Here is a 25,684-nt window from a genome sequence, read left to right on the forward strand (position 1 = left end):
GGAGTCGACATGGATCTCGCCTACGCCTGGTACGAAGCGATGAGGGCGATGCTGGCCCCGGCCCGCGTCGCCGCCGACATGACCCGGCACGGCCTGCAGAACCCGGCCAACCCCCTGGCCTACTCGCAATATTTCCGTCCGGTCGCAGCCGCTTGCGAGATGTTCGAGCGCGTGACGCGACGCTACGGCAAGCCGGCTTTCGGCCTCGACAGCACGCTGATCGACGGCAAGGCCGTGCCGGTGTCCGAGCGCGTGGTCTGGTCCCGACCTTTCTGCCAGGTCATCACCTTCGACCGCGGCTTCGTGCGCGGGCCGGCCGAGCCGGATCCGAAGCTGCTGATCGTCGCGCCGATGTCCGGTCACTACGCGACGCTGCTGCGCGGCACGGTCGAGGCCATGCTGCCGAACCATCAGGTGTTCATCACCGATTGGACCGACGCCCGGATGGTATCGCTGCTCGACGGGCAGTTCGATCTCGACACCTATGTCGATTACCTGCGCGACATCTTTCGCGATCTCGGACCGGACCTGCACGTCATGGCGGTCTGCCAGCCGGCCGTGCCGGTGATTGCCGCGATCGCCCTGATGGAGGCGCAGGATGCGCCGAACATCCCGGTCTCGATGACGCTCATGGGCGGTCCGATCGACACACGCCGCTCGCCCACCGCCGTCAACTGCCTGGCGCAGGAGCGCGGGATGGAGTGGTTCGAGCAGAACTGCATCACATTGGTGCCCGCGATTTATCCGGGCGCGTTTCGGCGCGTCTATCCCGGCTTCCTGCAGCTATCCGGCTTCATGGCGATGAACCTCGACCGCCACGTCACGGCGCATAGCGACATGTTTCACCACCTCGTCACGGGCGACGGCGAGTCGGCAGAGAAGCATCGCGACTTCTACGACGAGTATCTCGCCGTGATGGACCTGACCGCCGAATTCTACTTGCAGACCGTCGAGACCGTTTTCGTGAACCACGCCCTGCCGAAAGGCGAGATGATGCACGGCGACAGGCTGGTCGATCTCGGAGCGATCCACCGCTGCGCGATCCTCGCCGTCGAAGGCGAGAACGACGACATCTCCGGCGTCGGCCAGACAAAGGCGGCCCTCGACCTGACGCCCAACCTGCCTGCGGAGCGCAAGGCGTACCACCTGCAGGAACAGGTCGGGCATTACGGCGTGTTCAACGGATCGCGCTTTCGATCGGTGATCGCGCCGCGCATCGCGCGCTTCATCCGCGACATGGAGGGGCGCCAGACCGCGAGCCGCCATCTCCGCGAGGTCGGGTGATCGAGAGGCCCACCTCGAGTCCCGCCCGGATGGAGGATGGCAAGAGCGCGACGGCGCGGCTATGACCATCGAGACATGAGCCGAGCCCGACCGCCGTCATCGCCGGAGCGTGACGGCTGGCGCGGCTCGTAGACCGGAACGCGGCGATCGGAGGCCGCAAGACGACGCCATGGCCATCGCGCTGAGATCCTTGCTGCTGCGCACGCCGGATCCGGATTTCCTCGAGATCCGGCACGGGAACGTCGACCTGCAGGTCGCCCTGCGCCGGCGCCCGACGGCGCGGCGGCTCACGCTGCGGGTGTCGAACGCCACCGGCGAAGTCATCATGACGGTGCCAAGCCGAACCTCCCTCGCGACGGCGCAGAAGTTCGCGGTGAGCCACAGCGGCTGGATCGTTGCCCGCTTGGCCAAGGTTCCGGCGCGCATGCCCTTCGAAGTCGGTGCCGGCATTCCACTGCGCGGAGAGGCGCACCGGATCGCTCACCGCGCTGGGCGTGGCGCCTGCGCCGTTGAGCGGATCGATGGAGAGCCCGTGATCGTCGTGACGGGGGACAGCGCCCACGTGTCTCGCCGGGTGCGCGACTTTCTCCAACGCGAGGTTCGGCGCGACCTCACGGCCGCCTCCGAGGTCTATGCGGCACGTCTCGGCGAACGCCCCAGGCGCATCACCGTGCGGGACACGCGCAGCCGCTGGGGCTCCTGCACCGCGAGCGGCGAGCTGAACTTCTCTTGGCGGCTGATCCTGGCACCGCCGGTGGTGCTCGACTACCTCGTCGCGCACGAAATGGCGCACCTACGCGAGATGAACCATTCGGCCCGGTTCTGGAGCCTCGTCGGCTCGGTCTGCCCGCATGTCGACGAGGCCGAACGCTGGCTGAAGCGGCACGGCGCGGAGCTGCACCGCTACGGCTGAGCGCCCCTCAACCGCGCGTGCGCAGCGCGGCTCTGTCGATGACGCGCGGCGCAGGCCAAGCCGGCCGCGGGTCCGTATGACCGGGCCAGAGGTTCCGCGGCGCGACACTGTCGCAAACCTCGCGCTGCCGGATGACCGGCTGACCGAGTTGGTCGCGGCGCACGATGGTGCCGCCTTCATGACAGAACCCCGCGATTGCCGCCGAGCGTCGGCCCCGGCGGCCGCTCGGCGCGACCGGCGGGTGCTCGACCGTAAGCGGAGCCTGATGGTTCAGCGAGCGCTCGACATAGGTCGTCGTTTGCTCGGGCGGCAAGTAGTCGGATTCTTCGAAAGGCAGGGACAGCGCCAATGCGCCGCCCGTGCCCGCGAGAAGCAACGGGGCGAAGAGGGCGAGGCCACGGAGCGCTTTGCGGTTCATATCGAATTCCGAACGGAGCTTTCGGCCAAGCTTAATTGCTGGAACAGCATAGCGATAGCCCGGTTCGGCCACACTCGCTGCTATTGCAGGCCACTCGAGTGGGTCTGCTCGAATGGAACCTTCGGGGTTCGATACCGTTCCGCTTGCCGAGACAGCAGCGTCGTCCCGACGCAGCGCGACAGGAGGTTTTCCATGAGCAGCACCACCGACAAGATCAAGGGCACTGCCAACCAGGCCGCCGGCTCTGTGAAGCAGAGCGTCGGCAAGGTGACCGGCAACACCAAGCTCCAGGCCGAAGGCGCGGCCCAGGAGACCAAGGGCACGGCGCAGAAAGCCGTCGGCGACGTGAAGTCGGGCGCGAAGAACCTCGTCGACAAGGTGAAGAAGGGTCTCTGATCCGGCCTTACGGTCCCGATCGCGGCGCGCCGTGGCGCACCCCATTGGGATCAGTTGCGAGCCGGGCAGCCAGCCTCGCGGCGCGGCTGCCCGAACGTCATGCATCACGCCCGCGCGGCCTCGAAGCATTGCCGGGTGGATGCTCGGGAAAGAGCATTTCATGAACCGAGACCAAATCGAAGGCGGCATTCGTAACATCCGGGGCCGCGGGCGCAGCGCCATCGGAGCCCTCACCGGCCGCCCCCGTCCGCAGCTCGAGGGCGCCTACGAGCAGGTCGCTGGTGTCGCGCAGTCGACCTACGGCCGTGTCCAGGAGCGCGCCGAGCGCCTTCACCGCGACGGCCGCGACTTTGCCGGAGATGCCGCCGAGCGCGGGCGCCGGTTTCGCGACGACGCCTCGGAGCGCGGCCGCGCCCTGCGCGATGACGTGGTCCAGCGGGGACGCCGCTATGGCCGCGAGGTGAACGACCGCGGTCACGCCGTCTACGCTCGGGCCGAGGAGAACAAGGGCGCGACCCTTGCGCTGATCGCAGCCGCTGCCTTCGGTCTCGGCTGGGCCTTGAGCCGGCGGCGCTGATCGAGCGCGGACCCAGTCGCCTCAGTCGTTCCAGGTCCGTCTTCGCCGCCTCGGAACGACCCTTCTCATCCGGGAAAGCCGGGTGAGGCGCGACCAGTGGCGTCGGGCGTATCCGTCCATTCCCGGTGCGCCTTGACGCTCGTCTCCGCATCCCGCTTCCATGATCCGGCCGCCGACCAGGGCGCCGCTCGACGAGGAAGCCATGCCCGCACGCCTCTGGCGCGATCTGACCACCGTGGATGTCGTGTCGCGGGATATGACGCAGGCCGTCGCAGTGCTGCCGGTCGCCGCCATCGAACAGCATGGCCCGCACCTGCCGCTTGGTACCGACGCGATCATCGCAGAGGGATATCTGACGCGCGCGTCCGAGCTGGTTCCCAGCGCCCTCGACGTGCTGACGTTGCCGGTGCAGTCGATCGGTAAGTCCGATGAGCATGACAGCTTCGCCGGCACTCTGACGCTCACCGCTACAACGGCGCTCGCCGCCTGGGTCGAAGTGGGTGCCAGCGTGCATCGGTCGGGCTGCCGCAAGCTGGTGATCGTCTCCTCACATGGCGGCAACAACGCGCTGATCGATCTCGTCGCCGGGGAGCTTCGCGCTCGCCTGGGGATGGTCGTCGTGACGACATCCTGGGGCCGGCTCGGGTTCCCGGACGGGCTGCTTCCCGAACAAGAGATCCGGCACGGTATCCATGCCGGAGCCGTCGAGACGGCACTGATGCTGGCCCTCAGGCCGGATCTCGTCCGCGGCGAGCACGCCCGTCACTTCGAGCCTCGCACCGTCGCGATGGAGCGCGAATACCGGCTGCTCCGTGCCGGGCGCCCGGCCGCCTTCGCCTGGAAGGCCGAGGATCTGCACGCGTCAGGGGCGATCGGCCACGCGGCTCTCGGAACCGCCGAGATCGGCGAGGCGCTTCTCGACCATGGCGCGCAGCGTTTCGTGGAGTTGCTGAGCGAAGTCGCTCGCTTCGAGCTTTGAGCCGCTCCGTCAGCCCGCGAACACGGCGTCGATCTCGCTCGACCCCATGATCCGGTAGCCGCCGGGATCGAGATCGCGGGGCAGTTCAAGGCCTCCAACCTTGTCCCGGTGCAAGGCCGCGACGTGGTTGCCGATAGCGGCGAACATCCGCCGGACCTGATGGTAGCGCCCCTCGGTCAGAGTGAGCGCCGCATGCGTCGCATCCTGCACCTCGAGCCGGGCCGGAAGCAGAGGACGCTCTTCGCCTTCCAACATCAGGGTGCCGGAAGCGAAGATCGTCCCCTCGTCGCCTTTAAGGGGACGTTCGAGCGTGACCTGGTAGCGTTTCGGCACATGCGCCTTCGGCGAGATGATCCGATGCAGCAGGGCGCCGTCATCGGTGAGTAGCAGCAGGCCCGACGTCTCCTTGTCGAGACGGCCGACCGTGGAGAGCGCGGGATCGCGCCTGCGCCAGCGCTCCGGCAGGAGGCTGTAGACGAGTGGACCGGCCTCCTTGTGCGAGCAGGTCACGCCGACCGGCTTGTGCAGGACGAGCGCGAGGCCCGGCAGCGGGTCCAGCGGCTCGCCATCGATCGACATCCGCGCCGGCAGGTCGGGCTCCAATGCGATGCGCCCGGCCGCATCCCCGATCGGTTTCCCGTCGAGAACGACGGCACCCGCGCGGGCGAGTCCCTGGATCTCGCGGCGAGAGCCGTATCCGAGGTTGGCAAGCAGCTTGTCGAGGCGGGCGGATTTCCCGCCGCTCACTTGCGCGCCTCGTAGACCTTGTAACCCCCTTCCGACGCGACCAGGGTCACGCTGCGGAAGGCCGCGCGCAGGGGCGCCTCGTAGGGAAGATGCGTGTTGGCCGTGATCCACAGGGAGCCGCCGGGCCGTAAAGCCTCGGCGGCGCTGGCGATGAACGCCTTGCCGAGCGCCTGATCCTCGGCGCCGCCGTCATGGAACGGCGGGTTCATCACGACGAAATCGAGCCGTGTGAGGGCAGCCTCGGGTTGGCGCAGGTCGGCCCAGAGAATGGTGGCGCGAGGATCGTCGACGTTGCGGCGTGCCATCTCGACCGCACGCCGGTCGATGTCGAACATGGTGAGGCTCGACACGGCCTCCGAATGCAGGACGGCGAGCGCCAGCACGCCGAGGCCGCAGCCGAAATCTGCTCCCCGCCCAGACAGCTTCGGGAGGTGCCGGAGCAGCAGGTCGCTGCCGGGGTCGATCCGGTTCCAGGAGAAGATGCCCGGCTGCGTGCAGAGCGCGATGTTGTCGATGTGCCGCGAACGGCCTTCCTCGATCGCGTCGTGAAGACCGTCGAGCGCATTCGGTCGCGAGACCGTGCAGATGCGGTGGTGGCGTCTGGCCTCTTCCGCCACCGTGCAACCGAAGCCCGCGAGCTCCTTCGCCAGCCGGCTGCCGCCTCTGTCTTTCGGCGCGAGCGCGACCAGCATCTCGCCGGGCGCGAGCGCGCGCAAGACGAGGGCGAGCGTATAGCGCCGCTCCGAGGTGCCCGGCGGCGCGAGCACGACGGCCGGTCCCGGAGCCGCTGCAGGCGAATGATCTTCCAGACGCGCCGAGCCGGGGATCAGCGGCGAGACCTGTGCCGCATGTTCGGGAACCGCGACCAGTTCGGCGGAGGGGAGACCGTAGACGACGGGTCGTGCGGCGATGACACCAGTTGCCGGGCTTGCCGTGGAAGTTTGTGGGCTCATTCGGGACAAGTTGAGTAAGAACGGCGGGGGACACGGCGGCAGGACATCAACACATGCCCGAAACGACTCAACTCATCGCGTTCGCTCTGATCTCGCTGGGAATGGTCCTGACCCCGGGACCGAACATGATTTACCTCGTCTCGCGCTCGATCTCTCAGGGACCGGCGGCAGGACTCGTTTCGCTTGGGGGAATCGGTCTCGGCTTCATCTTCTATATGCTTTGCGCGGTCTTCGGCATCACCGCATTGTTGATCGCGGTGCCATTTGCCTACGACACGCTGCGATGGGCCGGTGCGGCCTACCTGCTCTACCTTGCATGGCAGGCCGTAAAGCCCGGTGCACGCTCGCCTTTTCAGACAACGTTGCTGCCGAGTGACAGCCCACGACGTCTCTTCGCGATGGGCTTCGTGACGAACGTCTTGAACCCCAAGATCGCTGTCATGTACCTCTCGCTGCTCCCCCAGTTCGTCAGTCCGGAGCACGGCAGCGTGCTCGTACAGGCGATCACTCTGGGCACCGTGCAAATCCTGGTCAGCCTCAGCGTAAACGCCATCATCGCGGTCACCGCTGGTTCGATCGCCAGAACGGTGAACCAGCGTCCGGGATGGCTCGTGGTCCAGCGCTGGCTGATGGGAACGGTGCTCGCAGGTCTCGCCGTCCGGATGGCGACCGAGGCGCGGCGCTAGATCATGTTGCGTTTTGATTGGACCAATCAAAACGCAGAAAACATGATCGATTCAAAGAGTTAGAGTATGCTTTGAGCGAAAAACCGTCACCACTTTTTCGCAGCATTCTTTAAGTCAGCCCCGCGGGAATTCCAGCCCCATCTCGCGATAGCGAGCGGGGTCGTCGGCCCAGTTCTCACGCACCTTCACGTGCAGGAACAGATGGACCTTGGCCTCCGCCACCTCGGCGATCTCGCGTCGCGCGGCCTGACCGATTGCCTTGATGGTCTGGCCGTCCTTGCCGAGCACGATCGAGCGCTGGCTCTCGCGCTCCACGAAGATCGTCTGCTCGATGCGCACCGACCCGTCGGTCTTGATCTGCCACTGGTCGGTCTCGACCGTGGAGCGATAGGGTAGCTCCTCGTGGAGCCGGTCGTAGATTTTCTCCCGCGTGATCTCGGCCGCGAGCATGCGGATCGGCGCGTCGGAGACCTGATCCTCTGGGTAAAGCCACGGGCTCGACGGCATGCGGGCGGCGAGCGCCTTGCGCAGGTCAGCGACGCCGTCGCCCTTGAGCGCCGAGATCATGAACGTGTCCTCGAAAGGCACCTTGGCGTTCACGCCCTGGGCCAGCTCGAGCAGCTTTTCTCGCGCGATCAGGTCGATCTTGTTGAGGACCAGAAGCTTCGGCCGTTTCACTTCGGGCAGGCGCGCCAGGATCGCCTCGACCTCCTCGTCGATGCCCTTGCGGGCATCGATCAGCAGGCAGAGTGCGTCGGCATCGGCCGCGCCGCTCCAGGCCGAATGGACCATGGCGCGGTCGAGCCGGCGCTTCGGCGCGAAGATACCGGGCGTGTCGACCAGGATGAGCTGGGCGCTGCCCTCCATGGCGATGCCGCGCACCAATGTCCGGGTCGTCTGCACCTTGCGCGAGACGATCGTCACCTTGGCACCGACAATGGCGTTCACCAGGGTCGACTTGCCGGCATTCGGCACGCCGATCAGCGCGACGAAGCCCGCACGGGTTTCCATCGGGGTGAGCGCCGAAGCGTCGGGCTCGTGGTCGTCGTTCGGCGTCATTCCCGTCCATCCTGCGCGGCGTCCGAGCTGCCGATGCCCTCGCGATCGAGGATGCTTTGTGCCGCTTCCTGCTCCGCGAGACGTTTCGAGCCACCCCGTCCGAGGCCCGGCTCGATGCCGGAGACCCGCGCGGCGATGGCGAAGACGGGAGCGTGGTCCGGACCGGACCGCTCCACGACCTCGTAGACCGGGATCGGCAGGCCGCGCGCCATGGCCCATTCCTGCAAGGCCGACTTCGCGTCGCGCCCGCGCGGCGCGGCGGTGTCCTGCTCGGGGCGGAAGGCGGCGCGCACGATCGCCTTGGCCGCCTCGTAATCGGCATCGAGGAAGACGGCGCCAAGGATCGCCTCGCAGACGTCAGCCAGGATGGTCTGGTTGCGGCGACCGCCCCCTTGGACCTCTCCAGGGCCGAGATTGAGGTGCGGGCCGACCTCCCAGGCTTCCGCGACGGAAGCGCAAGTCTCCCGCCGCACCAGGCCGGCGAGCCGACGCGAGAGGTCGCCCTCGTCCGCCTGCGGAAAGGCCTCGTACAGAAGCTCGGCCACGGCAAGACCGAGAACCCGATCGCCGAGGAATTCGAGACGCTGATAGCTCCCTACGCGGTCGCCTCCCGCCTTGCTGACATGGGTCAGCGCCAGCGGGAGCAGGTCGCGGTCGGCGAAGCCGTGGCCGATCGCGGCTTCGAGCACGTCGATGGCGGGTTTCGGGCGGTGTGCGCGCCGTGAGCGGCTCGACAAGCGCCCGGCCCCCTCGCCGTTCGCCGCGGCTTTCGTCTCGGCGCTCACATCAATGGATCGCAGAAAAGATGCGGTTCCAGCGAACGTCGGCAGGCCAGCGCCAGATCTGCCAGGCCGGGGTGCCCTCGTCGATCGAGAAGAAGATCATCTCGGCCCGGCCGACGAAATTCTCGAAGGGCACGTAGCCGACGCTCGACAGGTCGCGAGAGTCGGTGGAGTTGTCGCGGTTGTCGCCCATCATGAAGAAATGGCCGGCGGGCACCGTGTAAAGCTCGGTGTTGTCCCAGAAGCCGTGGTCGCCGTCGCGCTCGACCACGCGGTGCTCCACACCGCCGGGCAGCGTCTCCATATATTGCGGCACCTTGGTTGGCTGGCCGAAGGGGTCGGTCGTCTCGTAGTCGGCGATCTGTTCGCGCTTGACCGGCTTGCCGTTGATGTTGAGCACACCCGCGATCACCTGGATCTTGTCGCCCGGCAGGCCGATGACGCGCTTGATGTAGTCGGTGGTGTTGTCCTTCGGCAGCTTGAACACGGCGATGTCGCCACGCTTCGGCTCGGCGCCCCAGATGCGGGCATGGTACTCGACCGGCAGGTACTCGGAGAGCGGCAAAGAGTATTTCGAGTAGCCGTAGGAGTACTTCGACACGAACAGGTAGTCGCCGATCAGCAGCGTCGGCACAAGCGAGCCCGAGGGGATGTTGAAGGGCTGGAACAGCAGCGTCCGCACGACGAGGGCGATGAGCAGCGCCTGGAGGCCGACCTTCAGGGTCTCCCGGATGCTCGCCCAGGTTCCGGAATCGGGCTCGGCCGTCCGCGCCTGCTGCTTCGTGTCTTGATCCACGCGCGCCTGTTCCATGTCGTTGGTTCTGAGGCTCCCGGCCGTCTCTAGCAACGGCCGCGCCTGCGCCCGACGCCGCGCCGACGGTGTGGCGCGGTCTAGACCAAGCCGAGCCCCCCGGCAACGCAGGGTCGTGCCGGCTACGGATGCGGCGTGCCGGAGAGCACCGCCTCGATGATCACGAAGGCTTGTGCCAGGGGCGGGTCGTCCGTCAGCGAGATGTGGATCCGCGGCTCGTATCCCTCGGGCACCATTTCGCTCAGCCGCTCTCTTGCACCACCGGTCAACCGAAGGGTCGGCTTACCGCCGGGAAGGTTCACGACCTCCATGTCGCGCCAGAAGACGCCTTGGCTCATGCCGGTGCCGAGCGCCTTGGAGCAGGCCTCCTTTGCGGCGAAACGGCGCGCATAGGATGGAGCCCGCGCGGCCCGCGCGTCGCATTTGGCGCGCTCGCCATCGGTGAAGATGCGCTGGGTGAAGCGCTCTCCGAATCGATCGAGAGAAGACGCGATGCGCCTGATGTCGCAGAGATCCGAGCCGATGCCGAGGATCATGGAAGGATCGCAACTCCGCCGGGGCGGCGGCGAGCCACGCTCGCGATCGCCGCAGGAACCGTATCGTCCATGAGCCAAGGACCGTCCGACGTCGAGTTCGACGAGTCCGGGGGATGCAGAATGCCGCGGCGACCCGTCGACGTGAAGCTGATCGGCTGAGCCGGAACCGCAACAGTCTCGGGTGAGGCGTATGCTAGAAGGCGGCGTCGGCGGAGAGCTTTCCCGATCACTCCGAGCCGACATCGAAGTCCCCGCAGCCTCGCGCTCGCGGGGATTTTTTTGGCCCGAACTACCACGCTCGCCGATCGCCACTGGGGAATGATCGGAACCGGCGAGCGCGGCAGGCCAGCGTTCATTCGAGACCGGCGGGCGTATCCTATCGTACAGATCGACTGCGTCCAGCGCACAGCCGTCGCCGTGACGTCGAAGGCCGCATTTTTCCCGTCTGGCAGCGGCGGCGGCGATCAGGACGCTCGGGCGCGATCCATCGCTGCGCGCATGTCGCGAACCGCCTGCTGCAGACCGACGAAGATCGCCTCGGCGATCAGGGCGTGGCCGATGTTCAATTCCATGAGTTCGGGCAGCGCAGCAACGAGGCCGACACTGTCGAGCGTCAAGCCGTGGCCGGCATGGACCTCGAGGCCGAGCGCAGTGCCGTGGGACGCGGCCCGTGCGATCCGCTCCAGCTCGGCGCGAGTCCGTTCTCCGTCACCCTCGACATGGGCCTCGCAATAGCTGCCGGTATGCAGCTCGACGACCGGTGCGCCGAGAGCGAAGGCTGCCTCCATCACCGCTTCGTCCGGCTCGACGAAGAGGGAGACGCGGATGCCCGCTTCGCGAAGCGCAGCGATACGCGGCGCCAAGTGAGCGCGTCCGCCGATGATGTCGAGGCCGCCTTCCGTGGTGCGCTCCTCGCGCTTCTCGGGGACGAGGCACGCGGCGTGCGGTTGTGTGGAGAGCGCGATCACGACCATCTCGTCGGTTGCCGCCATTTCCAGGTTCAGCGGCACCGGAAGGGCTTTCAGCGCGGCGATGTCCGCATCCCGGATATGGCGACGATCCTCGCGCAGATGGGCGGTAATCCCGTCGGCTCCGGCTGCCACGGCCTCGCGGGCCGCGCGGACCGGATCGGGATAGACGCCGCCGCGGGCATTCCGCACGGTCGCGACGTGGTCGATGTTGACGCCGAGCCTTAGCGCATTCGGCGAAGAGGACGGAGACGCGGACACGGGAGACCTCTGCGAAGCACGGTCGACAGCCCAATCGGCCACCGAGGCCGAGATGGACCGTCCATCGCGCGCTGGCAACGGACGGCTGGTGAGATCCGGCCTGCGCGTCCTGCAAGCGTCCGCGACACGTGCCGCGGAGCTGCGATCGGGCGAGCAGCCGATGCTCAGAGATGCTTCAATCCGTAGCTCGCCAGCAGCGGCAGCAGCTCGTCTCTCGCGCGGATACGATGCTGCCGCGCAGCGTTCAGGGCAGCAGCCGGGTCACCTGCCCGCATCGCACGCGCAATCTCGCGATGCTCGTCGATGGAGGCATCGAGCCCCTGGCGCAGGTTGAGCGTCAGCATGCGTGCGCGATGCGACTGATCGGTGATGGTCTGGGCGATCCGGCTCATCCGGCGGTTGCCGGCATGCTCGATGAGCGCCGTATGGAAAGCTCCGTCTGCTCGGCCCCAGGCCGGCCGATCGCCTCGCTCGTGGGCGGCCGCCATCTCGGCCGTATGCCCATCGAGCTCCGTTGCTGCCCGCACCCGCTCGGCCTCCGGCATCTCGGCGATGAGTTCGGCCGCGCGCCCTTCGATGGCGATGACGACGTCGTAGATCTCGCGCATGTCGTCGGGGGCGAGCGCCAGGATCAGGATCCCTCGGCGGGGCAGCACCCGCACGAGCCCATCCTCCTGGAGGCGGATCGCCGCTTCGTGGACCGGGGTGCGACTCATCCCGAGACGCAGAGCGATCTCCTGCTCCGAGGCCTGATAGCCCGGCGCGAAGCTCGACTCGCGAATCGCCGCGCGCATCGCCGCGTAGGCGTCGTCGACGAGGGAGCCTTTGCGCTCCTCCTCCGCCCGCATCACCGCCCGAACCATCAAACACCCCTCACCCTTCGGCTCGGCCTACCAACTTCCATGCAAGTTGCAACGCATGGGTTGACGTCGGCCATGCACTATCTTACCTGAAACCCCATCTTGCATGGAAGATGGCACACAAGATGCCGCGCCGTGCAGATGTTTGAGGAGGAAACCATGGGCAGCTCTCTCGAGCAGGCCACGATGCGCCGCGTGACGTGGCGATTGGTGCCGTTTTTGTGCGTGCTCTACACGATCGCTTTCATCGACCGGATCAATGTCGGCTTCGCCGCGCTGACCATGAGCAAGGATCTCGGTCTCACCCCGACGATGTTCGGGTTCGGCGCGGGCCTGTTCTTCATCGCCTACTTCCTGTTCGAGGTGCCCTCGAACCTGATGCTCGACAAGGTCGGAGCGCGGCGCTGGATCGCTCGGGTGATGATCACCTGGGGCATCATCTCGATGGGCTTCGCCTTCATCGATAGCGCGAACCAGTTCTACGTCCTGCGCTTCCTGCTCGGCATCGCCGAGGCCGGCTTCTTCCCCGGCGTGATCCTGTACCTGACCTACTGGTTCCCGAAGCGTTGGCGCGGACGCGTCACCGCAGGCTTCGTCGTCGCCATCCCCATCGCATCGGCGATCGCCGCTCCGATCTCCGGCTACCTGCTCGCGATGGAGGGCGTGCTCGGCTTCCATGGCTGGCAGTGGATGTTCATCCTGGAGGCGGCGCCTGCCGTGGCGCTCGGCTTCGTCTGCCTGTTCTTCCTCACCGACAAGCCCGAGCAGGCGACCTGGCTCGCCCCCGAGCAGCGTGACTGGCTCGTCGCCGAGATGGCCAAGGAGCAGGGCATACCGGAGCGCCATTCGCTGCGCGAGATCGGGGCGACGCTGATCTCCTGGCCGGTCTTGCGCCTCTCGCTTGTCTATTTCGGCCTCACCACCGGTCTCTACGGCATCGAGCTGTGGCTACCGCAGATCGTGAAGGGCTTTGGCCTCTCCAATATCGAGGTCGGCTTCGTCAGCGCGATCCCCTACCTCCTCGCCATCGCGACGATGGGGCTGTGGGCCCGCCATTCGGACCGCACCGGCGAGCGCTTCGGCCACGTCGCCATCGCCTGCCTCGTCGGCTGCGGTGGGTTGATGATCGCGGGCCTCGTCCACACCCTCGCCATCCCGACTGTGATCTTCCTCTCCCTCGCCATCGCCGGCGTGATGGCGGCACGGCCACCGTTCTGGCAGCTCCCGCCGGAATTTCTGTCGGGCGCCAAGCTGGCCGGCGGCATCGCGGCCATCAACTCGATTGGCAATCTCGGCGGCTTCGTCGGCCCCTCGCTGATCGGCTGGGCACGCGAGGCAACCGGCAGCTTCACGGCCGGCCTGATGATCTCGGCCATGACTCTCGGTGTCTCGGCGCTGTTCGTCCTGTCGCTCAAGCGCTCCGCCCGCATCGAAGCGAAAACGGATGCGTCCGTACCGGTCGGCGCCGCATCGCCGGCCTCGCACTGACACCACCCTTCACCTTCCGGCGGACCGGAGTCGGCCCGCTTCCCACCTCAGCAAACCAAAGGAAAACCGCCGTGTCTCAGTACAACATCGCCGCCATTCCCGGTGACGGAATCGGCAAGGAAGTCATCGCGGCCGGCATTGAAGTCCTCGACGTTCTGGCCGAGCGTGATGGTGGTTTCCGTTTCAGCTTCGAGCATTTCGACTGGGGGTCGGACTATTACAAAAAGAACGGCGTGATGATGCCCGAGGACGGGCTCGGAAAGATCAAGGACAAGGACGCGATCTTCTTCGGCGCCGTCGGCGCGCCCGACGTTCCGGATCACATCACCCTCTGGGGCCTGCGCCTCGCGATCTGCCAGCCCTTCGATCAATACGCCAACGTGCGCCCGACCCGCGTGCTGCCCGGCATCACCAGCCCGCTCCGCAACGTCTCCGGTCCCGAGCTCGACTGGGTGATCGTGCGTGAGAATTCCGAGGGCGAGTACGCCGGCGTCGGCGGCCGGGTGCATCGGGGCCTGCCGGAGGAGGTCGCCACCGACGTCTCGATCATGACCCGGGCCGGCGTCGCCCGCGTCATCCGCTTCGCGTTCAAACTGGCGCAGTCCCGTCCGCGCAAGCTGCTCACCGTGGTGACGAAGTCGAACGCCCAGCGCCATGCCATGGTGATGTGGGACGAGATCGCTGCCGAGGTCGCGCAGGAATTCCCGGACGTGACCTGGGACAAGATGCTGGTCGACGCCATGACCATGCGCATGACGATGAAGCCGCAGACCCTCGACACCATCGTCGCCACGAACCTGCACGCCGACATCCTCTCGGATCTCGCCGCGGCCTTGGCCGGCTCGCTCGGCATCGCGCCGACCGCGAACATCAATCCGGAGCGCACCTTCCCGTCGATGTTCGAACCGATCCACGGCTCGGCCTTCGACATCACCGGCAAGGGCATCGCCAACCCGGTCGGCACCTTCTGGACCGCCTGCCAAATGCTCGAGCATCTCGGTGAGCCGCGTGCAGCTGCCCGGCTGATGCGGGCGGTCGAGCGCGTCACCGCCGATCCGAGCCTTCACACGCCGGATCTCGGCGGCAAGGCCACGACCCGCCAGGTTACGGACGCGGTGATCGCGGCGATCCAGGGCGACAACGAGTGACGGCAGGGGCCCGGGCGCAGCAGCACCCGGGCCTTTTCATTCGGGGGTCAACGAAAATTCCATCGGTGGAGGGTGCCGCATGAGCGAGCGATACGAAGGGGGCCGCCCGGGCCTCGGACGCCGTGAGGTTCTGACGATCGCGGCCGCGTCGGCGGCCGCCTGGGCCGTCTTGCCGACTTCCTCGGCCCAAGGCGCATCAGAGTCGAAGACGATGGTCGATCCCGCCTCCATCAAGGGCATCCTGTTCGACGTGCAGGGCACCACCGTCGACTTCTACGCCACCATCCTTCGCAAGGGCGATGTCTTCACCAGGGCGCATGGTATCGAGGCCGATTGGACCCGCATCGCCGACCAGTGGCGCACCGAATACCGCCGCCTCCTCGACCAGATCATCGCCGGCACGATTCCCTGGCGCTCGACCGACCAGATCTACCGCGAAGGCCTCGACACCCTGCTCGCGACCTACGATTGGGGGCCGAAGCTCAGTGCCGCCGATCGTGACCAGCTCAACGCGGTCTGGTCGCAGCTCGAGCCTTGGCCCGACACTCGCCCTGGCCTCGATCGGCTCGCCAAGAAGTTCACCATCTCGACGCTGTCGAACGGCAGCATGGCCTCGGTGGTGAGCATCGCCAAGCTCGGCCAGCTCCCCTTCGACTGCATCCTGACGGCCGAGCTCGTGAAGTCGTCGAAGCCCGATCCGAAGGTCTACGCTCTTGGGCAGAACGCCCTGGCGCTGAAACCTGAGCAACTGCTGATGGTCGCCTGCCACAAATACGATCTCGCGGGCGCCAAGAAATTCGGCTTCAACACCGCCTTCATCCCGCGCCCGCTCGAATTCGGCCCGAAGGGCAAGGTCGACCTCACGCCGGAGCCGTATTTCGACCTGATGGCCAACGACTTCGTCGATCTCGCCGGCAAGCTCGGCGCCTGAGCCATCAAATCCGCGCGAAACGAGCCGTACGGCATCGCCGCCATACCGGTCCGTGCTACTGAGCGGCCGCCCTGCTGCTTCGCCGATGGAGACCACCATGCGTCGTCACCGCCACGCCAAGATCGTCGCCACCGTCGGGCCCGCGACCAACTCTCCAGAGATGCTGCGGAACCTGTTTCTCGCCGGCGTCGACACCTTCCGGCTGAACTTCAGCCACGGCGTTCAGGAGGACCACGCCAGGGTCCATGCCGCGATCCGCACCCTCGAAAAGGAAGTCGGCCGCCCGATCGGCATCCTCCAGGATCTCCAGGGACCGAAGATCCGCGTCGGCACCGTGGCCGGCGGCCGGCTCGATCTGGTGGCCGGAGAGACGATCCGCTTCGTCCTCGACGGAGCGGATGGCGACAAGAATGCGATCCCGCTGCGCCATCCCGAGATCTTCGCCGCAGTGGTGCCGGGCCAGGATTTGCTGATCGACGACGGCCGGGTGCGGGTGCGGGTCACCGGCCTGGAGGCTGCGACGATCACGGCCGAGGTGGTGACCGGCGGCGCGATCTCGAACCGCAAGGGCGTCAACCTGCCGGGAACGCTGCTCGACCTCTCCCCGCTCACCGAGAAAGACAGAGCCGACCTCGCCTTCGGCCTGGAACTCGGCGTCGACTGGGTGGCGCTCTCCTTCGTGCAGCGTCCCTCCGATCTGATCGAGGCGCGCGGCATCATCGGCGACCGCGCCGGCATCATGTCGAAGATCGAGAAGCCGCAGGCGCTGGAGCGGATCGAAGACATCATCCGCCTGTCCGACGCGGTGATGGTGGCGCGCGGCGATCTCGGCGTGGAGATCCCTCACGAGGACGTTCCGGGACGCCAGAAAGAGCTGATCCGCGCCTGCCGCCTCGCCGTGAAGCCGGTGATCGTGGCTACCCAGATGCTCGACTCGATGGTCGGCTCGCCGGCACCGACCCGCGCCGAGGCCTCGGACGTCGCCACCGCGATCTATGACGGGGCCGACGCGGTAATGCTCTCGGCCGAATCCGCCACCGGCCGCTATCCCGTCGAGGCCGTGGGGATGATGGACCGCATCATCCGCAGCGTCGAAGGGCACAAGCTCTACCACTCGCTGATCGCCGCCTCCGAGCCCGGCGAGGAGGAGACCCCGCCGCACGCGGTCGCCACGGCGACGGCGGATCTCGCGGAGGCCGTGAAGGCGGCGGCCATCGTCGCCTATACGGCAAGCGGCACGACGGCGGCCCGCGTCGCCCGCAAGCGGCCGAAGGCGCCGATCCTGGCGCTCACCCCGAACCTCGCGACCTCGCGCCGGCTCTCGCTGCTCTGGGGCGCGCACAGCGTGCTGACGCGCGACGTCGAATCCTACGAGGAAATGACCGCCAACGCGGCCCACCACGCCCGCACCGAGGGTTTTGCCGAGCCGAACGACATCATCGTCACGACGGCCGGCATCCCGTTCCACACCACGGGCAACACCAACAACATCCGGCTGATCCAGGTGTAACCCGACCTGCGAAGCCGACTGACAGACGGGCCTCGCATCGGTATGCCAACGCTGGGTTGGCGTTCATCGCGTAGGATCGAGACAGCATGCCGGGTCACGACCACGATCTCGACCATTCGCATGGCAGCGAACTGTCGCCGATCGAAGCCCGCGTCCGCGCCCTGGAATCGCTGCTGATCGAGAAGGGCTACGTCGACCCCGCCGCGCTCGACGCGCTGATCGAGCGCTACGAGCACCAGGTCGGCCCGCATAATGGAGCCCGGGTCGTGGCCCGCGCCTGGGTCGACCCGGCCTTCCGTGAGCGCCTTCTCGCGGATGGAACGCCGGCCATCACCGAGCTCGGCATCGGCGGCCGCGGCGGCGAGCACATGGTGGTCGTCGAAAACACGCCGGAGACTCACAACCTCGTCGTCTGCACGCTGTGCTCCTGCTACCCCTGGCCCGTGCTCGGCCTGCCGCCGGTCTGGTACAAGGCGCCGCCCTATCGCGCCCGCGCCGTGATCGACCCGCGCGGCGTGCTCGCCGATTTCGGCGTGACTCTCCCCGAGGGGACGCGGATCACCATCTGGGATTCCACCGCCGAGACCCGCTTCATGGTGCTCCCCATGCGGCCAGAGGGCACCGAGACGCTCGACGAGGCGACGCTCGCCACGCTGGTCACGCGCGACTCGATGATCGGCACCGGCCTGCCGCAGGCTCCCCGGTGAACGGCGCGCAGGATCTCGGCGGCGCCCACGGCTTCGGGCCGGTGGAGGCTGAGGCCGGCGAGCCGGTCTTCCGTGCAGAGTGGGAACGGCGCGTCTTCGCCCTCGCCATGGCGATGGGTTTTACGAAGACCTGGACGCTCGATGCCAGCCGCGCCGCGCGCGAATCCCTGCCACCCGTCGAATACCTGTCGTCGAGCTATTACGAGATCTGGCTGCGGGGGCTCGAAACCCAGCTCGCCGAGCACGGCCTCGCCAGCCCGGAGGAGATGCGCTCGGGCCTCGCTGCGGGGGTGCCGAAGCCGGTGGCGCGCGTGCTCGCGGCCGATCAGGTCGCCCCGCTTTTCGATGGCGGCTTCCCAAGCGACCGAGCGCCCGCCGCCCCTCCCCGTTTCCAGATCGGCGACCGGATCGTGGCCCGCAACGACCATCCCGCCGGCCACACGCGGCTGCCGCGCTACATCCGCGGCCGGCCGGGCGTGATCGAGCGGATCCACGGCGCCTTCGTGTTTCCGGAGACGGCGGCGCGTGGCGAGCAGGGCCCGCCGCAATGGCTCTACACAGCCGGCTTCGCGGCTGAGGATCTGTGGGGCGCGAGCGCCGAGCCGGGCAGTCGCGTCACCTTCGCCGCCTTCGAGAGCTACCTGGGGCCGCGGGCGTGAGTGGCCTCGAAGCCCCCCGCCCCTTCGCGGAGCCCTGGGAGGCGCAGATCTTCGCCCTCGTGGTCGCCCTGCAGGATGCCGGCCTGTTCAGCCCCGGCGAATGGGCCGATGCGCTCGGCGCCGCGATCCGCCCGGCCGACGCGCCCGAACGGCCGGCCGATTACGCGCAGTGGCTCGCCGCCCTGGAGACGATCCTCGGCACCCGGCGCATCGCCGACGGCGCTCTCATCGACGGTCGCCGCGACGCCTTCCTGCGCGCGGCCCATGCGACGCCGCACGGCCAGCCGATCCTGCTGGAGAACGATCCGGGGTCCGGCGGCGAGCGGTAGAGTGGCCGGCGCATCATGAGCCTTGGTCGCCGCGGGCGCTCGATATCTATGACGATCTCGTCCTGAGAAATGCCTGGACGGTCGCGCTCCTCAAGGAGTGCTTCAGCCAAATCAGGCCGATCGATCGGACCGGACGGCCCTTCTGCAGCTTGACCTTGGCGACGTCGAGGCCAGCTGGCCATGGGTTAGACCAGTCCGGGACAAGGGAAACGCCGAGCCCGCGATCCACCAGAACGGCGATCGCTTCGAGTGAGTCGAGTTCCAGACGATCTGTCGTCTTGATCTTGCGCTCGAGTAGATAGGAGTCTGCGAGACGGCCGCCCCAATGTCCCCGGTCGTAGCGAATGAGCGGCTCGTTCGTCAGCAGGTCCTCCGCCGTCCGATGAGCGAGGTCAGGCTTGCAGATGACAATGAACGGCTCGTCCGCGATCGGCTCGAACATCAGCGATTTATCGAGGGGGAATTCAGGCTTCACGATCATCGCCACATCGAGCCGGTCGTCGCGTACCTGATCAAACAATTCGCGCGACGTGCCGGGCTCGATGAACACGCCGACATCCGGGTAGCTGCTCATGAACCGCGACAGCATCTGCGGAACGTACCCGGTCAGCGCCGTGGTGACGGCGCCGAGGCGGAACTCGCCGACGACGGTCTGGCCGACCGCGATGGATTTCAGGTTGCGCAGGTCATTCAGGAAGGTGCGCGCCTTGTCCAGCACGGCACCGCCGGCAACCGTCGGACGCACGACGCGCCCCGACCGGGCGAGCAATCCCACCCCGATCTCCTTCTCGAGCGCATCGATGCGCTGGGCGATGGCGGCGGGCGTGAGCTGGAGATGACGCGCTGCGGCCGCGAGCGATCCGCGCTCCACCACCTCCAAAAAGCTCTCCAGGTATCGCGTGTCCAAACGATAGAATTTCTGATGTTTGAAGCTGTGACGACGTAGCTTCTACAATGGTCCAGCGAGTTGTACCACACGCGCTCCGGGGGCTAGGTGACGGGGCTGAACCAGATGAGCGCGGATGTGACCGAGACCGGCCCCGGTGAAGCCGAGACGGCCAAGAAGGTGACGCCCACCTCACGTCGCTCTTTCCTGCTCGGCGCCACGGCAGCCGGTGGATTGCTGCCCCTGCAGACGGCTGCGGCCAAGGCCGCGACGACCGCTCCGGCCGACCACGCCATCACCGTCCCGGCCGAATTCGCCACCGCGGCCAACACGGCGCTCCCGAAGATCACCTTCCCGATGACCGGCGCCGACGTCTTCGCGGCGGCCTGCAAGAACGAGGAGGTCGCCGCCCTCCTCTGCTGCCCGGGCAACTACAAGGTCATCCACGCCATCGCTGAGCAGGGCATCCCGGTCTATTCGGGCCGCAATGAGCTGGCCATGTGCGCCGCTGCCGACGCCTTCATCCGCATCACCGGCGAGATGGCGGTGACCTCGGGCACCGAGGGGCCAGGCTTCACCACGATGATCATGGGCATCGCCAACGCCAACGCGGCGCGCACTCCCCTGCTGGTGCTGGCGAGCAATACCAGCGTGAAGGACGACGACACCGAGGCCGGCATCCAGGTCGGCGAGCAGCAATCGGTCACTACAAACCTGCGCAAATACGGAAAGCGCCTGATCACGCCGCAGCGCGTGCACGAATATGCCGGCTATGCCTTCCGCCAGTTGCGCACCGGCATCCCGCGCCCGGTTCATATCGACTTCACCAACGAGGTGACGGATGCTCGCTTCAAGAGCGCGGGGGACCTGAGCTTCTTCTTCGACAAGACGAAGTACCGCTCAGAATCGAAGCCCTATCCGAACCCGGCCGACATCAAGACGGCGATCCAGATGCTCGGCGCCGCCAAGCGCCCGATCATCGTGTCGAGCACCGGCGTGTTCTATTCCAAGGCCTGGGACGCGCTGCGCAAGTTCGCCGAGAAGGCTTCGATCCCGGTTTGTGAATCCGGCGCCATGCGCGGCCAGTTCCCGGACGACCATCCGCTCTCGGCCGACCGATCGCCCACGGCGCTGAGCAGTGCCGATCTCGTCTTCTTCGTCGGCCAGTACTGCATGCCGACGATCGGCGAATATGCCTTCGGGCCGGAGGCGAAATACATCCGCATCCAGCCGACGGCCGAGGATGTCGGCCGCAACATCCCGATCGATCTCGGCATCGTCGCCGACGAGCGCGCTACCATGGAGGCGCTGGCCGAGGCGGCCTCCGCGGCCAGCCGCCCCGATTGGCTCAATGAGATCCACGCCGCCCGCGCCAAGTTCGAGGACGAGAATGAGGCAATCTACAAGCTCGGCGCGGCCTTCGGGGACGCCGTCCACCCGGCCGTGATCGGCAAAGAACTCGCCGCTTTCCTTCAGGGGGGCAACATCCCGAAGGAGCAGACCACGATCGCGCAGGGCGGCTTCGGCATCGCGCGCTACACGCGGCGCTGGCTGCGCGCCTTCCGGCCCGGCCAGATCATGAACGGAAACTATCAATACGGCCCGGTCGGCCTCGACATCGGCTACACCGTCGGCGTCGCCGCCGCGGTGCGTCAGGGCGCGGGCGTCCAGGCGCCCTACAAGGGCAAGCCGATCGTCTGCATCACGGGCGATGCCGGCTTCGGCTATACCGGCCTCGAGGTCGAGACGATGGCCAAGTACCGCATGCCGGTGGTCATCATCATCTACAACAACAATGCTTGGGGCACCTGGTACCCGCAGGCCGACGAGGTGCACCGCGCACCAATCCACCTGTTCCAGGAGAATCTACGCTACGACAAGGTCGCCGAGGCGCTCGGCGGCCGCGGCGAGTACGTTACCCGTCCGGAAGATTTCCGACCGGCGCTGGAGCGGGCCTGGAAGGTCGCGAGCGAGGAGAGCCTGCCGGTCGTGATCAACTGCCAGGGCCGCAAGGAATTCTGGCTGCGCTCGAAGACCTCGCCGGGCTTCCTCGGTAAGGTCGAGCCGGGCTGCATGTCCTACTATCACTGAGGAGCGCAGCATGAGCCTGGCCCAGACGCAGGACGTGCGCGAAGTCCTCGCCGGCTACGCGGATCGCGGCGTGTTTCGCGGTGTCAACGATGCCGCGCTGGCAGGTGAGACGGCGGAGTTCAAATTCACCTGGTTCGGCATACGGCCGATGCGCTGCCTGCTGGCGCCGCCGAGCATCACCCTACGCGATTTCCTGCATGCAATGCCGACGCGCTCCGACATGCATCGGGACATCAAGGCCTTCGTCGCCGCTTTCAACGAACCCGGTCTGCTCGAGCATCGCGGCCTCGATTCCAATCGGGCCAGCGTGAAGACGGCGAACCGGAATCAGCGGGTCTCGCTCAGCGTGACGAGCCTCGATGGCGATTACGCCTACGCCACGCGCAAACTGATCTTCGTCGCGCACGAAACCTGGCAGCACATCCATTGCAATTGGGTGCACTACGCCTGGGACGAGTGCGGCGCATCGATGGAATGAGGTCGGCCCTTGAGCCGTCATAGAGGTTTCAGTGATGTTGTTGCGGTTCTCTCTTTTCGCTGTGCTGTCGGTCGGCTGCTCAACCGCCGCGCTTGCTGAGGACACTTCGCCGTTTCCGGCCGGCGAGAACGCGGCACTCGTCAAGAAGACCTGCACCGAGTGCCACGGCGCCAGCGTCGTCGTCTCTGCGCAGTTCGACGAAAAGCTCGCCCGCAAACAGTACAAGCTCTTCGTCGGCGATCCTGATTCGGAAGAAGGCCAGAAGGTCGTGAAGTATCTCACGACCTATCTCGGGCCTCGCTGAAACGAGTCCAGGGCTGCGCGACCGATCGAGGGGGGGTGTCCGCGCCACGGCAAGTTGCCTTCGGCGCGCTCCCGCCATTCCTCGGATCTTCTGCCTTCCCAGCCATCCTTGCCATCCCCCCCAAACCCGTCTACACGCCCCGCTTCGCGTTCGCTCCGGCTGGGGGCTGAACGGACGGTGCCGCTTGCGGCATAGGGCGACCCGAGAGGGGAACCCGTCGTCCCGTGTCTCCGCCTTCGATCATCCGCTCGGGCCATCAAACGGCTCGAAGGGCTTGGCGCCGAGAGAACAGCGATCGAACCGGCCCGAGACACCCGCTTCGCCGCGGACGGGCTCCTTTTTGTGATGAAAGGCCCGAGAATGCCTCTCTACGAACACGTCTTCCTGGCGCGCCAGGACGTGACGGCCCAGCAGGTCGAGACCATGGTCGAGACCTACAAGGGCGTCATCGAAGCCAATGGCGGCACGATCGAGAAGATCGAGCCCTGGGGCATCAAGTCCCTCGCCTACCGGATCAAGAAGAACCGCAAGGCGCATTTCACGCTCCTCAACATCTCCGCCCCCCCGGCCGCCCTGGCCGAGATGGAGCGCCAGATGCAGATCTCCGAGGACGTGCTGCGTTTCATGACCATCCGCGTCGAGGAGCTCGAGGCCGAGCCGTCGGCCATGATGCAGAAGCGCGACCGCGACGACCGCAAGGATCGCGACCGTGGCGACCGTCCGCGTCGTCGTGACGACGATTTCGGCGGCTTCGGCGGAGATCGTGGTGACCGCGGCGATCGCGGTGACCGTCCCGAGCGTTCCTTCGGCGGGGAGAACTGATCATGGCATTCGGTGCAAGTGCCGGCGCTGCAGCCGGTGGTGGCGGCGGTGGCCGTCGTCCGTTCTTCCGTCGTCGCAAGACCTGCCCCTTCTCCGGCCCCAACGCGCCGAAGATCGACTACAAGGACGTGAAGCTGCTCTCCCGCTACGTCTCGGAGCGCGGCAAGATCGTGCCCTCGCGCATCACCGCGGTCTCGGCCAAGAAGCAGCGTGAGCTCGCCCAGGCGATCAAGCGCTCGCGCTTCCTCGGCCTGCTCCCCTACGTCATCAAGTAGGTTTTTCGTGTTGGGCCGGCCCGGCTTCGCTGGGCCGGCTCCTCGTTCCGGGTGGCATCGGCCGTCCGATCGTTGGGGCGTCACGAGACGCCTCTAACCCTGCCCTTTTCGGGACAGCGGGACAGCGCAAGGTCAATGGCTCAAAATCTCGGCATCGGCGTCCTCGCCGGCCTCGTCTCGGCGCTCCTGTTCGGGATGCTGCTCAAGGCGACGCCCCTCGCCATCATCCTCTACCTGCTCGCCCCCCTGCCGATCCTGATCGTCGGGCTGGGCTGGAGCCACAAGGCCGGGCTCGCCGCCGTCGCGGCCGGGAGCCTCGCCCTCGCCCTCGCCTTCTCCCCTTTCCTCGGCCTCGGCTTCGCCGCCTATCTCGCGGTGCCCGCCTGGTGGCTCGCCTATCTCGCGCTGCTCGGCCGGCCGAACGCCGACGGCAGCCTCGAATGGTACCCCGTCGGCCGGCTGCTCGCCTGGGTGGCCGGCACCGCGGCGCTCGCCTTCGTGGCGATCGCGGTGATCGCCGCGCCGAACTACGAGACCTTCCGCAGCCAGATCGGCTCCATGGCCAAGCGGGTCGTCCAGACGCAGATGCAGGGCCGCGGCCTGCCGACGCCCCCGGCCAAGCCGACCCCGCAACAATCCGGCGAGACCCCGGCCCCGGCCCAGGAGCCCTCCCCGGAGGCCAAGCCGCAGGACCTGCAGGACGAGGTCTCCGACGCGCTCGCCACCATCGCCCCCGGCCTCGCCGCGCAGGGCCTGACCATCCTGCTCACCCTCTATCTCTGGCTCGCCGCGCGCATCGTCAAAATCTCGGGCCGCCTGATCCGGCCCTGGCCGGACATCCCCTCGACCCAGATGCCGCGCAACGCCCTGATCGTGCTGGCCGCGGCCTTCGCCCTCGCCCTGGTGCCTGGCTATGCCGGCGTGCTCGGCGTCGCGCTGATCGGCGCGCTGAGCGCGGCCTTCGCCCTGCAGGGCCTCGCCGCCTTCCACGACCGCAGCCGCGGCCGGCCGGCCCGCGCCGCGCTGCTCTTCGGCCTCTACATGGTCCTCTTCATCACCCAGGGCCTCGCCTTCGTCGCCCTGACCCTGTTCGGCATCGCCGATACCGCGCTCGCCCGGCGCGTGCCCCGAAAGGGGCAGCCCGGCGGACCCCGCTCCCTCTGACAAGAAACCAACCGAAAGAAGGACTTTTTCCATGGACGTCATCCTCCTCGAACGCGTCGCCAAGCTCGGCCAGATGGGCGAGACCGTGAGCGTGCGCCCCGGCTACGCCCGCAACTTCCTCCTCGCCCGCGGCAAGGCCCTGCGCGCCACCGAGGGCAACAAGAAGCACTTCGAGACCCAGCGCGCCCAGCTCGAGGCCCGCAACCTCGATCGCCGCAAGGAGGCCGAGGCCGTCGCCGAGACCCTGAACGGTAAGAGCTTCGTGCTGATCCGCCAGTCGGGCGAATCCGGCGTGCTCTACGGCTCGGTCTCGACCCGCGACCTCGCCGAGGTGGTGACCAAGGACGGCTTCAGCGTCGGCCGCGACCAGTTCGTGCTGCACCAGCCGATCAAGACGCTGGGCCTGCACAACGTGCCGGTGACCCTGCACCCCGAGGTCGAGGTGACGGTGACCGTCAACGTCGCCCGTTCGCCGGAAGAGGCCGAGCGTCAGGCCCGCGGTGAGTCGGTCACCGAGCGCGAGGCGTTCAACCTCGACGACCTCGGCCTCGAAGTCGGCCAGGCCCTCGCCGAAGCCGGCGAAGGCGCCGACGACCGCGGCTGATCGCAACCCTCTCGCGGGTTTCAGCAGGGATCAGGCCGAGCCCACGGGCTCGGCCTTT

The 25,684-nt window shown here is 67.3% G+C and carries 30 protein-coding genes and 1 pseudogene; 20 read left to right on the forward strand and 11 right to left on the reverse strand.

The annotated features are described in order from the left end of the window. The first annotated feature begins 9 nt into the window (after positions 1-9). A complete protein-coding gene (locus GGR33_RS04230) occupies positions 10-1,284 on the forward strand; it encodes a polyhydroxyalkanoate depolymerase (protein ID WP_183502293.1) in 1,275 nt (424 codons plus the stop codon). A gap of 181 nt (positions 1,285-1,465) precedes the next feature. Further along, positions 1,466-2,197, forward strand: coding sequence for a M48 family metallopeptidase (locus GGR33_RS04235; RefSeq protein ID WP_183503488.1), 732 nt, complete (start codon positions 1,466-1,468; stop codon positions 2,195-2,197). Positions 2,198-2,204: 7 nt separating this feature from the next. On the opposite strand, the gene GGR33_RS04240 is transcribed toward GGR33_RS04235, so the two are convergent. After that, a complete protein-coding gene (locus tag GGR33_RS04240) occupies positions 2,205-2,615 on the reverse strand; it encodes a hypothetical protein (RefSeq protein WP_183502295.1) in 411 nt (136 codons plus the stop codon). Between the two features lie 192 nt (positions 2,616-2,807). On the opposite strand from GGR33_RS04240, the gene GGR33_RS04245 reads away from it, so the two are divergent. The 3 genes from GGR33_RS04245 (at position 2,808) to GGR33_RS04255 (ending at position 4,567) form a co-directional block, all read left to right on the forward strand. Beyond that, positions 2,808-3,011, forward strand: coding sequence for a CsbD family protein (locus GGR33_RS04245; protein WP_183502297.1), 204 nt, complete (start codon positions 2,808-2,810; stop codon positions 3,009-3,011). Positions 3,012-3,171: 160 nt separating this feature from the next. Next, complete coding sequence (locus tag GGR33_RS04250) at positions 3,172-3,588, forward strand: CsbD family protein (protein WP_183502299.1); 417 nt, start codon at positions 3,172-3,174, stop codon at positions 3,586-3,588. A 202-nt stretch (positions 3,589-3,790) separates the two neighbouring features. Next, positions 3,791-4,567, forward strand: a complete 777-nt coding sequence (locus tag GGR33_RS04255; RefSeq protein WP_183502302.1) for a creatininase family protein — start codon at positions 3,791-3,793, stop codon at positions 4,565-4,567. Positions 4,568-4,576: 9 nt separating this feature from the next. On the opposite strand, the gene GGR33_RS04260 is transcribed toward GGR33_RS04255, so the two are convergent. Both GGR33_RS04260 and GGR33_RS04265 read right to left on the reverse strand, forming a co-directional pair. After that, a complete protein-coding gene (locus GGR33_RS04260) occupies positions 4,577-5,314 on the reverse strand; it encodes a pseudouridine synthase (RefSeq protein ID WP_183502304.1) in 738 nt (245 codons plus the stop codon). Then, positions 5,311-6,267, reverse strand: a complete 957-nt coding sequence (locus GGR33_RS04265) for a class I SAM-dependent methyltransferase (protein ID WP_183502306.1) — start codon at positions 6,265-6,267, stop codon at positions 5,311-5,313. Before GGR33_RS04265 ends, GGR33_RS04260 begins: the two co-directional genes overlap by 4 nt. Before the next feature lie 53 nt (positions 6,268-6,320). Between GGR33_RS04265 and GGR33_RS04270 the strand changes: the two genes are divergently transcribed. Continuing rightward, positions 6,321-6,953 (forward strand): LysE family translocator, encoded by a 633-nt coding sequence (locus tag GGR33_RS04270; RefSeq protein ID WP_183502307.1) that lies wholly within the window; start codon positions 6,321-6,323, stop codon positions 6,951-6,953. A 114-nt stretch (positions 6,954-7,067) separates the two neighbouring features. On the opposite strand, the gene era is transcribed toward GGR33_RS04270, so the two are convergent. The 6 genes from era to GGR33_RS04300 form a co-directional block, all read right to left on the reverse strand. Beyond that, complete coding sequence (gene era / locus GGR33_RS04275) at positions 7,068-8,012, reverse strand: GTPase Era (protein ID WP_183502310.1); 945 nt, start codon at positions 8,010-8,012, stop codon at positions 7,068-7,070. Next, positions 8,009-8,797 carry a ribonuclease III gene (rnc, locus tag GGR33_RS04280; protein ID WP_183502312.1) on the reverse strand — a complete coding sequence of 263 codons (789 nt, stop codon included), beginning with the start codon at positions 8,795-8,797 and terminating at the stop codon, positions 8,009-8,011. Before rnc ends, era begins: the two co-directional genes overlap by 4 nt. 1 nt (position 8,798) lies before the next feature. After that, on the reverse strand, positions 8,799-9,605 hold the full coding sequence (gene lepB / locus GGR33_RS04285; RefSeq protein ID WP_183502313.1) for a signal peptidase I: 807 nt from the start codon (positions 9,603-9,605) through the stop codon (positions 8,799-8,801). A gap of 122 nt (positions 9,606-9,727) precedes the next feature. Further along, a complete protein-coding gene (gene acpS / locus GGR33_RS04290) occupies positions 9,728-10,141 on the reverse strand; it encodes a holo-ACP synthase (RefSeq protein ID WP_183502315.1) in 414 nt (137 codons plus the stop codon). A 464-nt stretch (positions 10,142-10,605) separates the two neighbouring features. Continuing rightward, a complete protein-coding gene (locus tag GGR33_RS04295) occupies positions 10,606-11,370 on the reverse strand; it encodes a pyridoxine 5'-phosphate synthase (protein WP_183502317.1) in 765 nt (254 codons plus the stop codon). 164 nt (positions 11,371-11,534) lie between these two features. After that, on the reverse strand, positions 11,535-12,233 hold the full coding sequence (locus GGR33_RS04300; RefSeq protein ID WP_183502319.1) for a GntR family transcriptional regulator: 699 nt from the start codon (positions 12,231-12,233) through the stop codon (positions 11,535-11,537). A gap of 156 nt (positions 12,234-12,389) precedes the next feature. Here GGR33_RS04300 and GGR33_RS04305 point away from each other — a divergent pair, with 156 nt between their 5' ends. The 7 genes from GGR33_RS04305 (at position 12,390) to GGR33_RS04335 (ending at position 19,002) form a co-directional block, all read left to right on the forward strand. Then, entirely contained in the window at positions 12,390-13,718 is a 1,329-nt protein-coding gene (locus GGR33_RS04305; protein WP_183502321.1) for an MFS transporter, read from the forward strand. 71 nt (positions 13,719-13,789) lie between these two features. Further along, positions 13,790-14,866 (forward strand): tartrate dehydrogenase, encoded by a 1,077-nt coding sequence (locus GGR33_RS04310; protein ID WP_183502323.1) that lies wholly within the window; start codon positions 13,790-13,792, stop codon positions 14,864-14,866. A 79-nt stretch (positions 14,867-14,945) separates the two neighbouring features. Then, entirely contained in the window at positions 14,946-15,797 is an 852-nt protein-coding gene (locus GGR33_RS04315; protein WP_183502325.1) for a haloacid dehalogenase type II, read from the forward strand. 97 nt (positions 15,798-15,894) lie between these two features. Then, positions 15,895-17,307, forward strand: a complete 1,413-nt coding sequence (gene pyk / locus GGR33_RS04320; protein WP_183502327.1) for a pyruvate kinase — start codon at positions 15,895-15,897, stop codon at positions 17,305-17,307. A gap of 86 nt (positions 17,308-17,393) precedes the next feature. Further along, positions 17,394-18,014, forward strand: a complete 621-nt coding sequence (nthA, locus tag GGR33_RS04325) for a nitrile hydratase subunit alpha (protein ID WP_183502329.1) — start codon at positions 17,394-17,396, stop codon at positions 18,012-18,014. Then, positions 18,011-18,673, forward strand: coding sequence for a nitrile hydratase subunit beta (gene nthB / locus GGR33_RS04330; RefSeq protein WP_183502331.1), 663 nt, complete (start codon positions 18,011-18,013; stop codon positions 18,671-18,673). Before nthA ends, nthB begins: the two co-directional genes overlap by 4 nt. After that, positions 18,670-19,002, forward strand: coding sequence for a nitrile hydratase accessory protein (locus GGR33_RS04335; protein ID WP_183502333.1), 333 nt, complete (start codon positions 18,670-18,672; stop codon positions 19,000-19,002). The genes nthB and GGR33_RS04335 overlap by 4 nt, the downstream gene beginning before the upstream one ends. A 46-nt stretch (positions 19,003-19,048) precedes the next feature. Here the strand turns inward: GGR33_RS04335 and GGR33_RS04340 are convergent, their stop codons facing one another. Both GGR33_RS04340 and GGR33_RS26195 read right to left on the reverse strand, forming a co-directional pair. Beyond that, positions 19,049-19,720 (reverse strand): LysR substrate-binding domain-containing protein, encoded by a 672-nt coding sequence (locus GGR33_RS04340; protein WP_343068430.1) that lies wholly within the window; start codon positions 19,718-19,720, stop codon positions 19,049-19,051. Between the two features lie 18 nt (positions 19,721-19,738). Continuing rightward, positions 19,739-19,909 (reverse strand): annotated as a pseudogene (locus tag GGR33_RS26195) (helix-turn-helix domain-containing protein); the annotation flags it as partial. A gap of 105 nt (positions 19,910-20,014) precedes the next feature. On the opposite strand from GGR33_RS26195, the gene GGR33_RS04345 reads away from it, so the two are divergent. From GGR33_RS04345 to rplI, 7 genes are all read left to right on the forward strand, one after another. Further along, entirely contained in the window at positions 20,015-21,979 is a 1,965-nt protein-coding gene (locus GGR33_RS04345; protein ID WP_183502336.1) for a thiamine pyrophosphate-binding protein, read from the forward strand. Positions 21,980-21,989: 10 nt separating this feature from the next. Then, the gene (locus GGR33_RS04350) at positions 21,990-22,457 is read left to right on the forward strand and encodes a hypothetical protein (protein ID WP_183502338.1); all 468 of its coding nucleotides are present in this window, start codon (positions 21,990-21,992) and stop codon (positions 22,455-22,457) included. A gap of 40 nt (positions 22,458-22,497) precedes the next feature. Next, positions 22,498-22,761: a hypothetical protein gene (locus GGR33_RS04355; protein WP_183502340.1), complete on the forward strand. Its 264-nt coding sequence runs from the start codon at positions 22,498-22,500 to the stop codon at positions 22,759-22,761. Between the two features lie 360 nt (positions 22,762-23,121). Continuing rightward, positions 23,122-23,583: a 30S ribosomal protein S6 gene (rpsF, locus tag GGR33_RS04360; RefSeq protein WP_183502342.1), complete on the forward strand. Its 462-nt coding sequence runs from the start codon at positions 23,122-23,124 to the stop codon at positions 23,581-23,583. 2 nt (positions 23,584-23,585) lie between these two features. Next, complete coding sequence (rpsR, locus tag GGR33_RS04365; protein WP_183502344.1) at positions 23,586-23,858, forward strand: 30S ribosomal protein S18; 273 nt, start codon at positions 23,586-23,588, stop codon at positions 23,856-23,858. Between the two features lie 135 nt (positions 23,859-23,993). Beyond that, positions 23,994-25,022 carry a DUF2232 domain-containing protein gene (locus tag GGR33_RS04370; protein ID WP_183502346.1) on the forward strand — a complete coding sequence of 343 codons (1,029 nt, stop codon included), beginning with the start codon at positions 23,994-23,996 and terminating at the stop codon, positions 25,020-25,022. Positions 25,023-25,053: 31 nt separating this feature from the next. Next, on the forward strand, positions 25,054-25,626 hold the full coding sequence (gene rplI, locus GGR33_RS04375; RefSeq protein ID WP_183502348.1) for a 50S ribosomal protein L9: 573 nt from the start codon (positions 25,054-25,056) through the stop codon (positions 25,624-25,626). Positions 25,627-25,684: the final 58 nt, after the last annotated feature.

Origin of the sequence: Methylobacterium brachythecii, from assembly GCF_014196345.1 — a bacterium.
Taxonomy (GTDB): Bacteria; Pseudomonadota; Alphaproteobacteria; order Rhizobiales; family Beijerinckiaceae; genus Methylobacterium; species Methylobacterium brachythecii.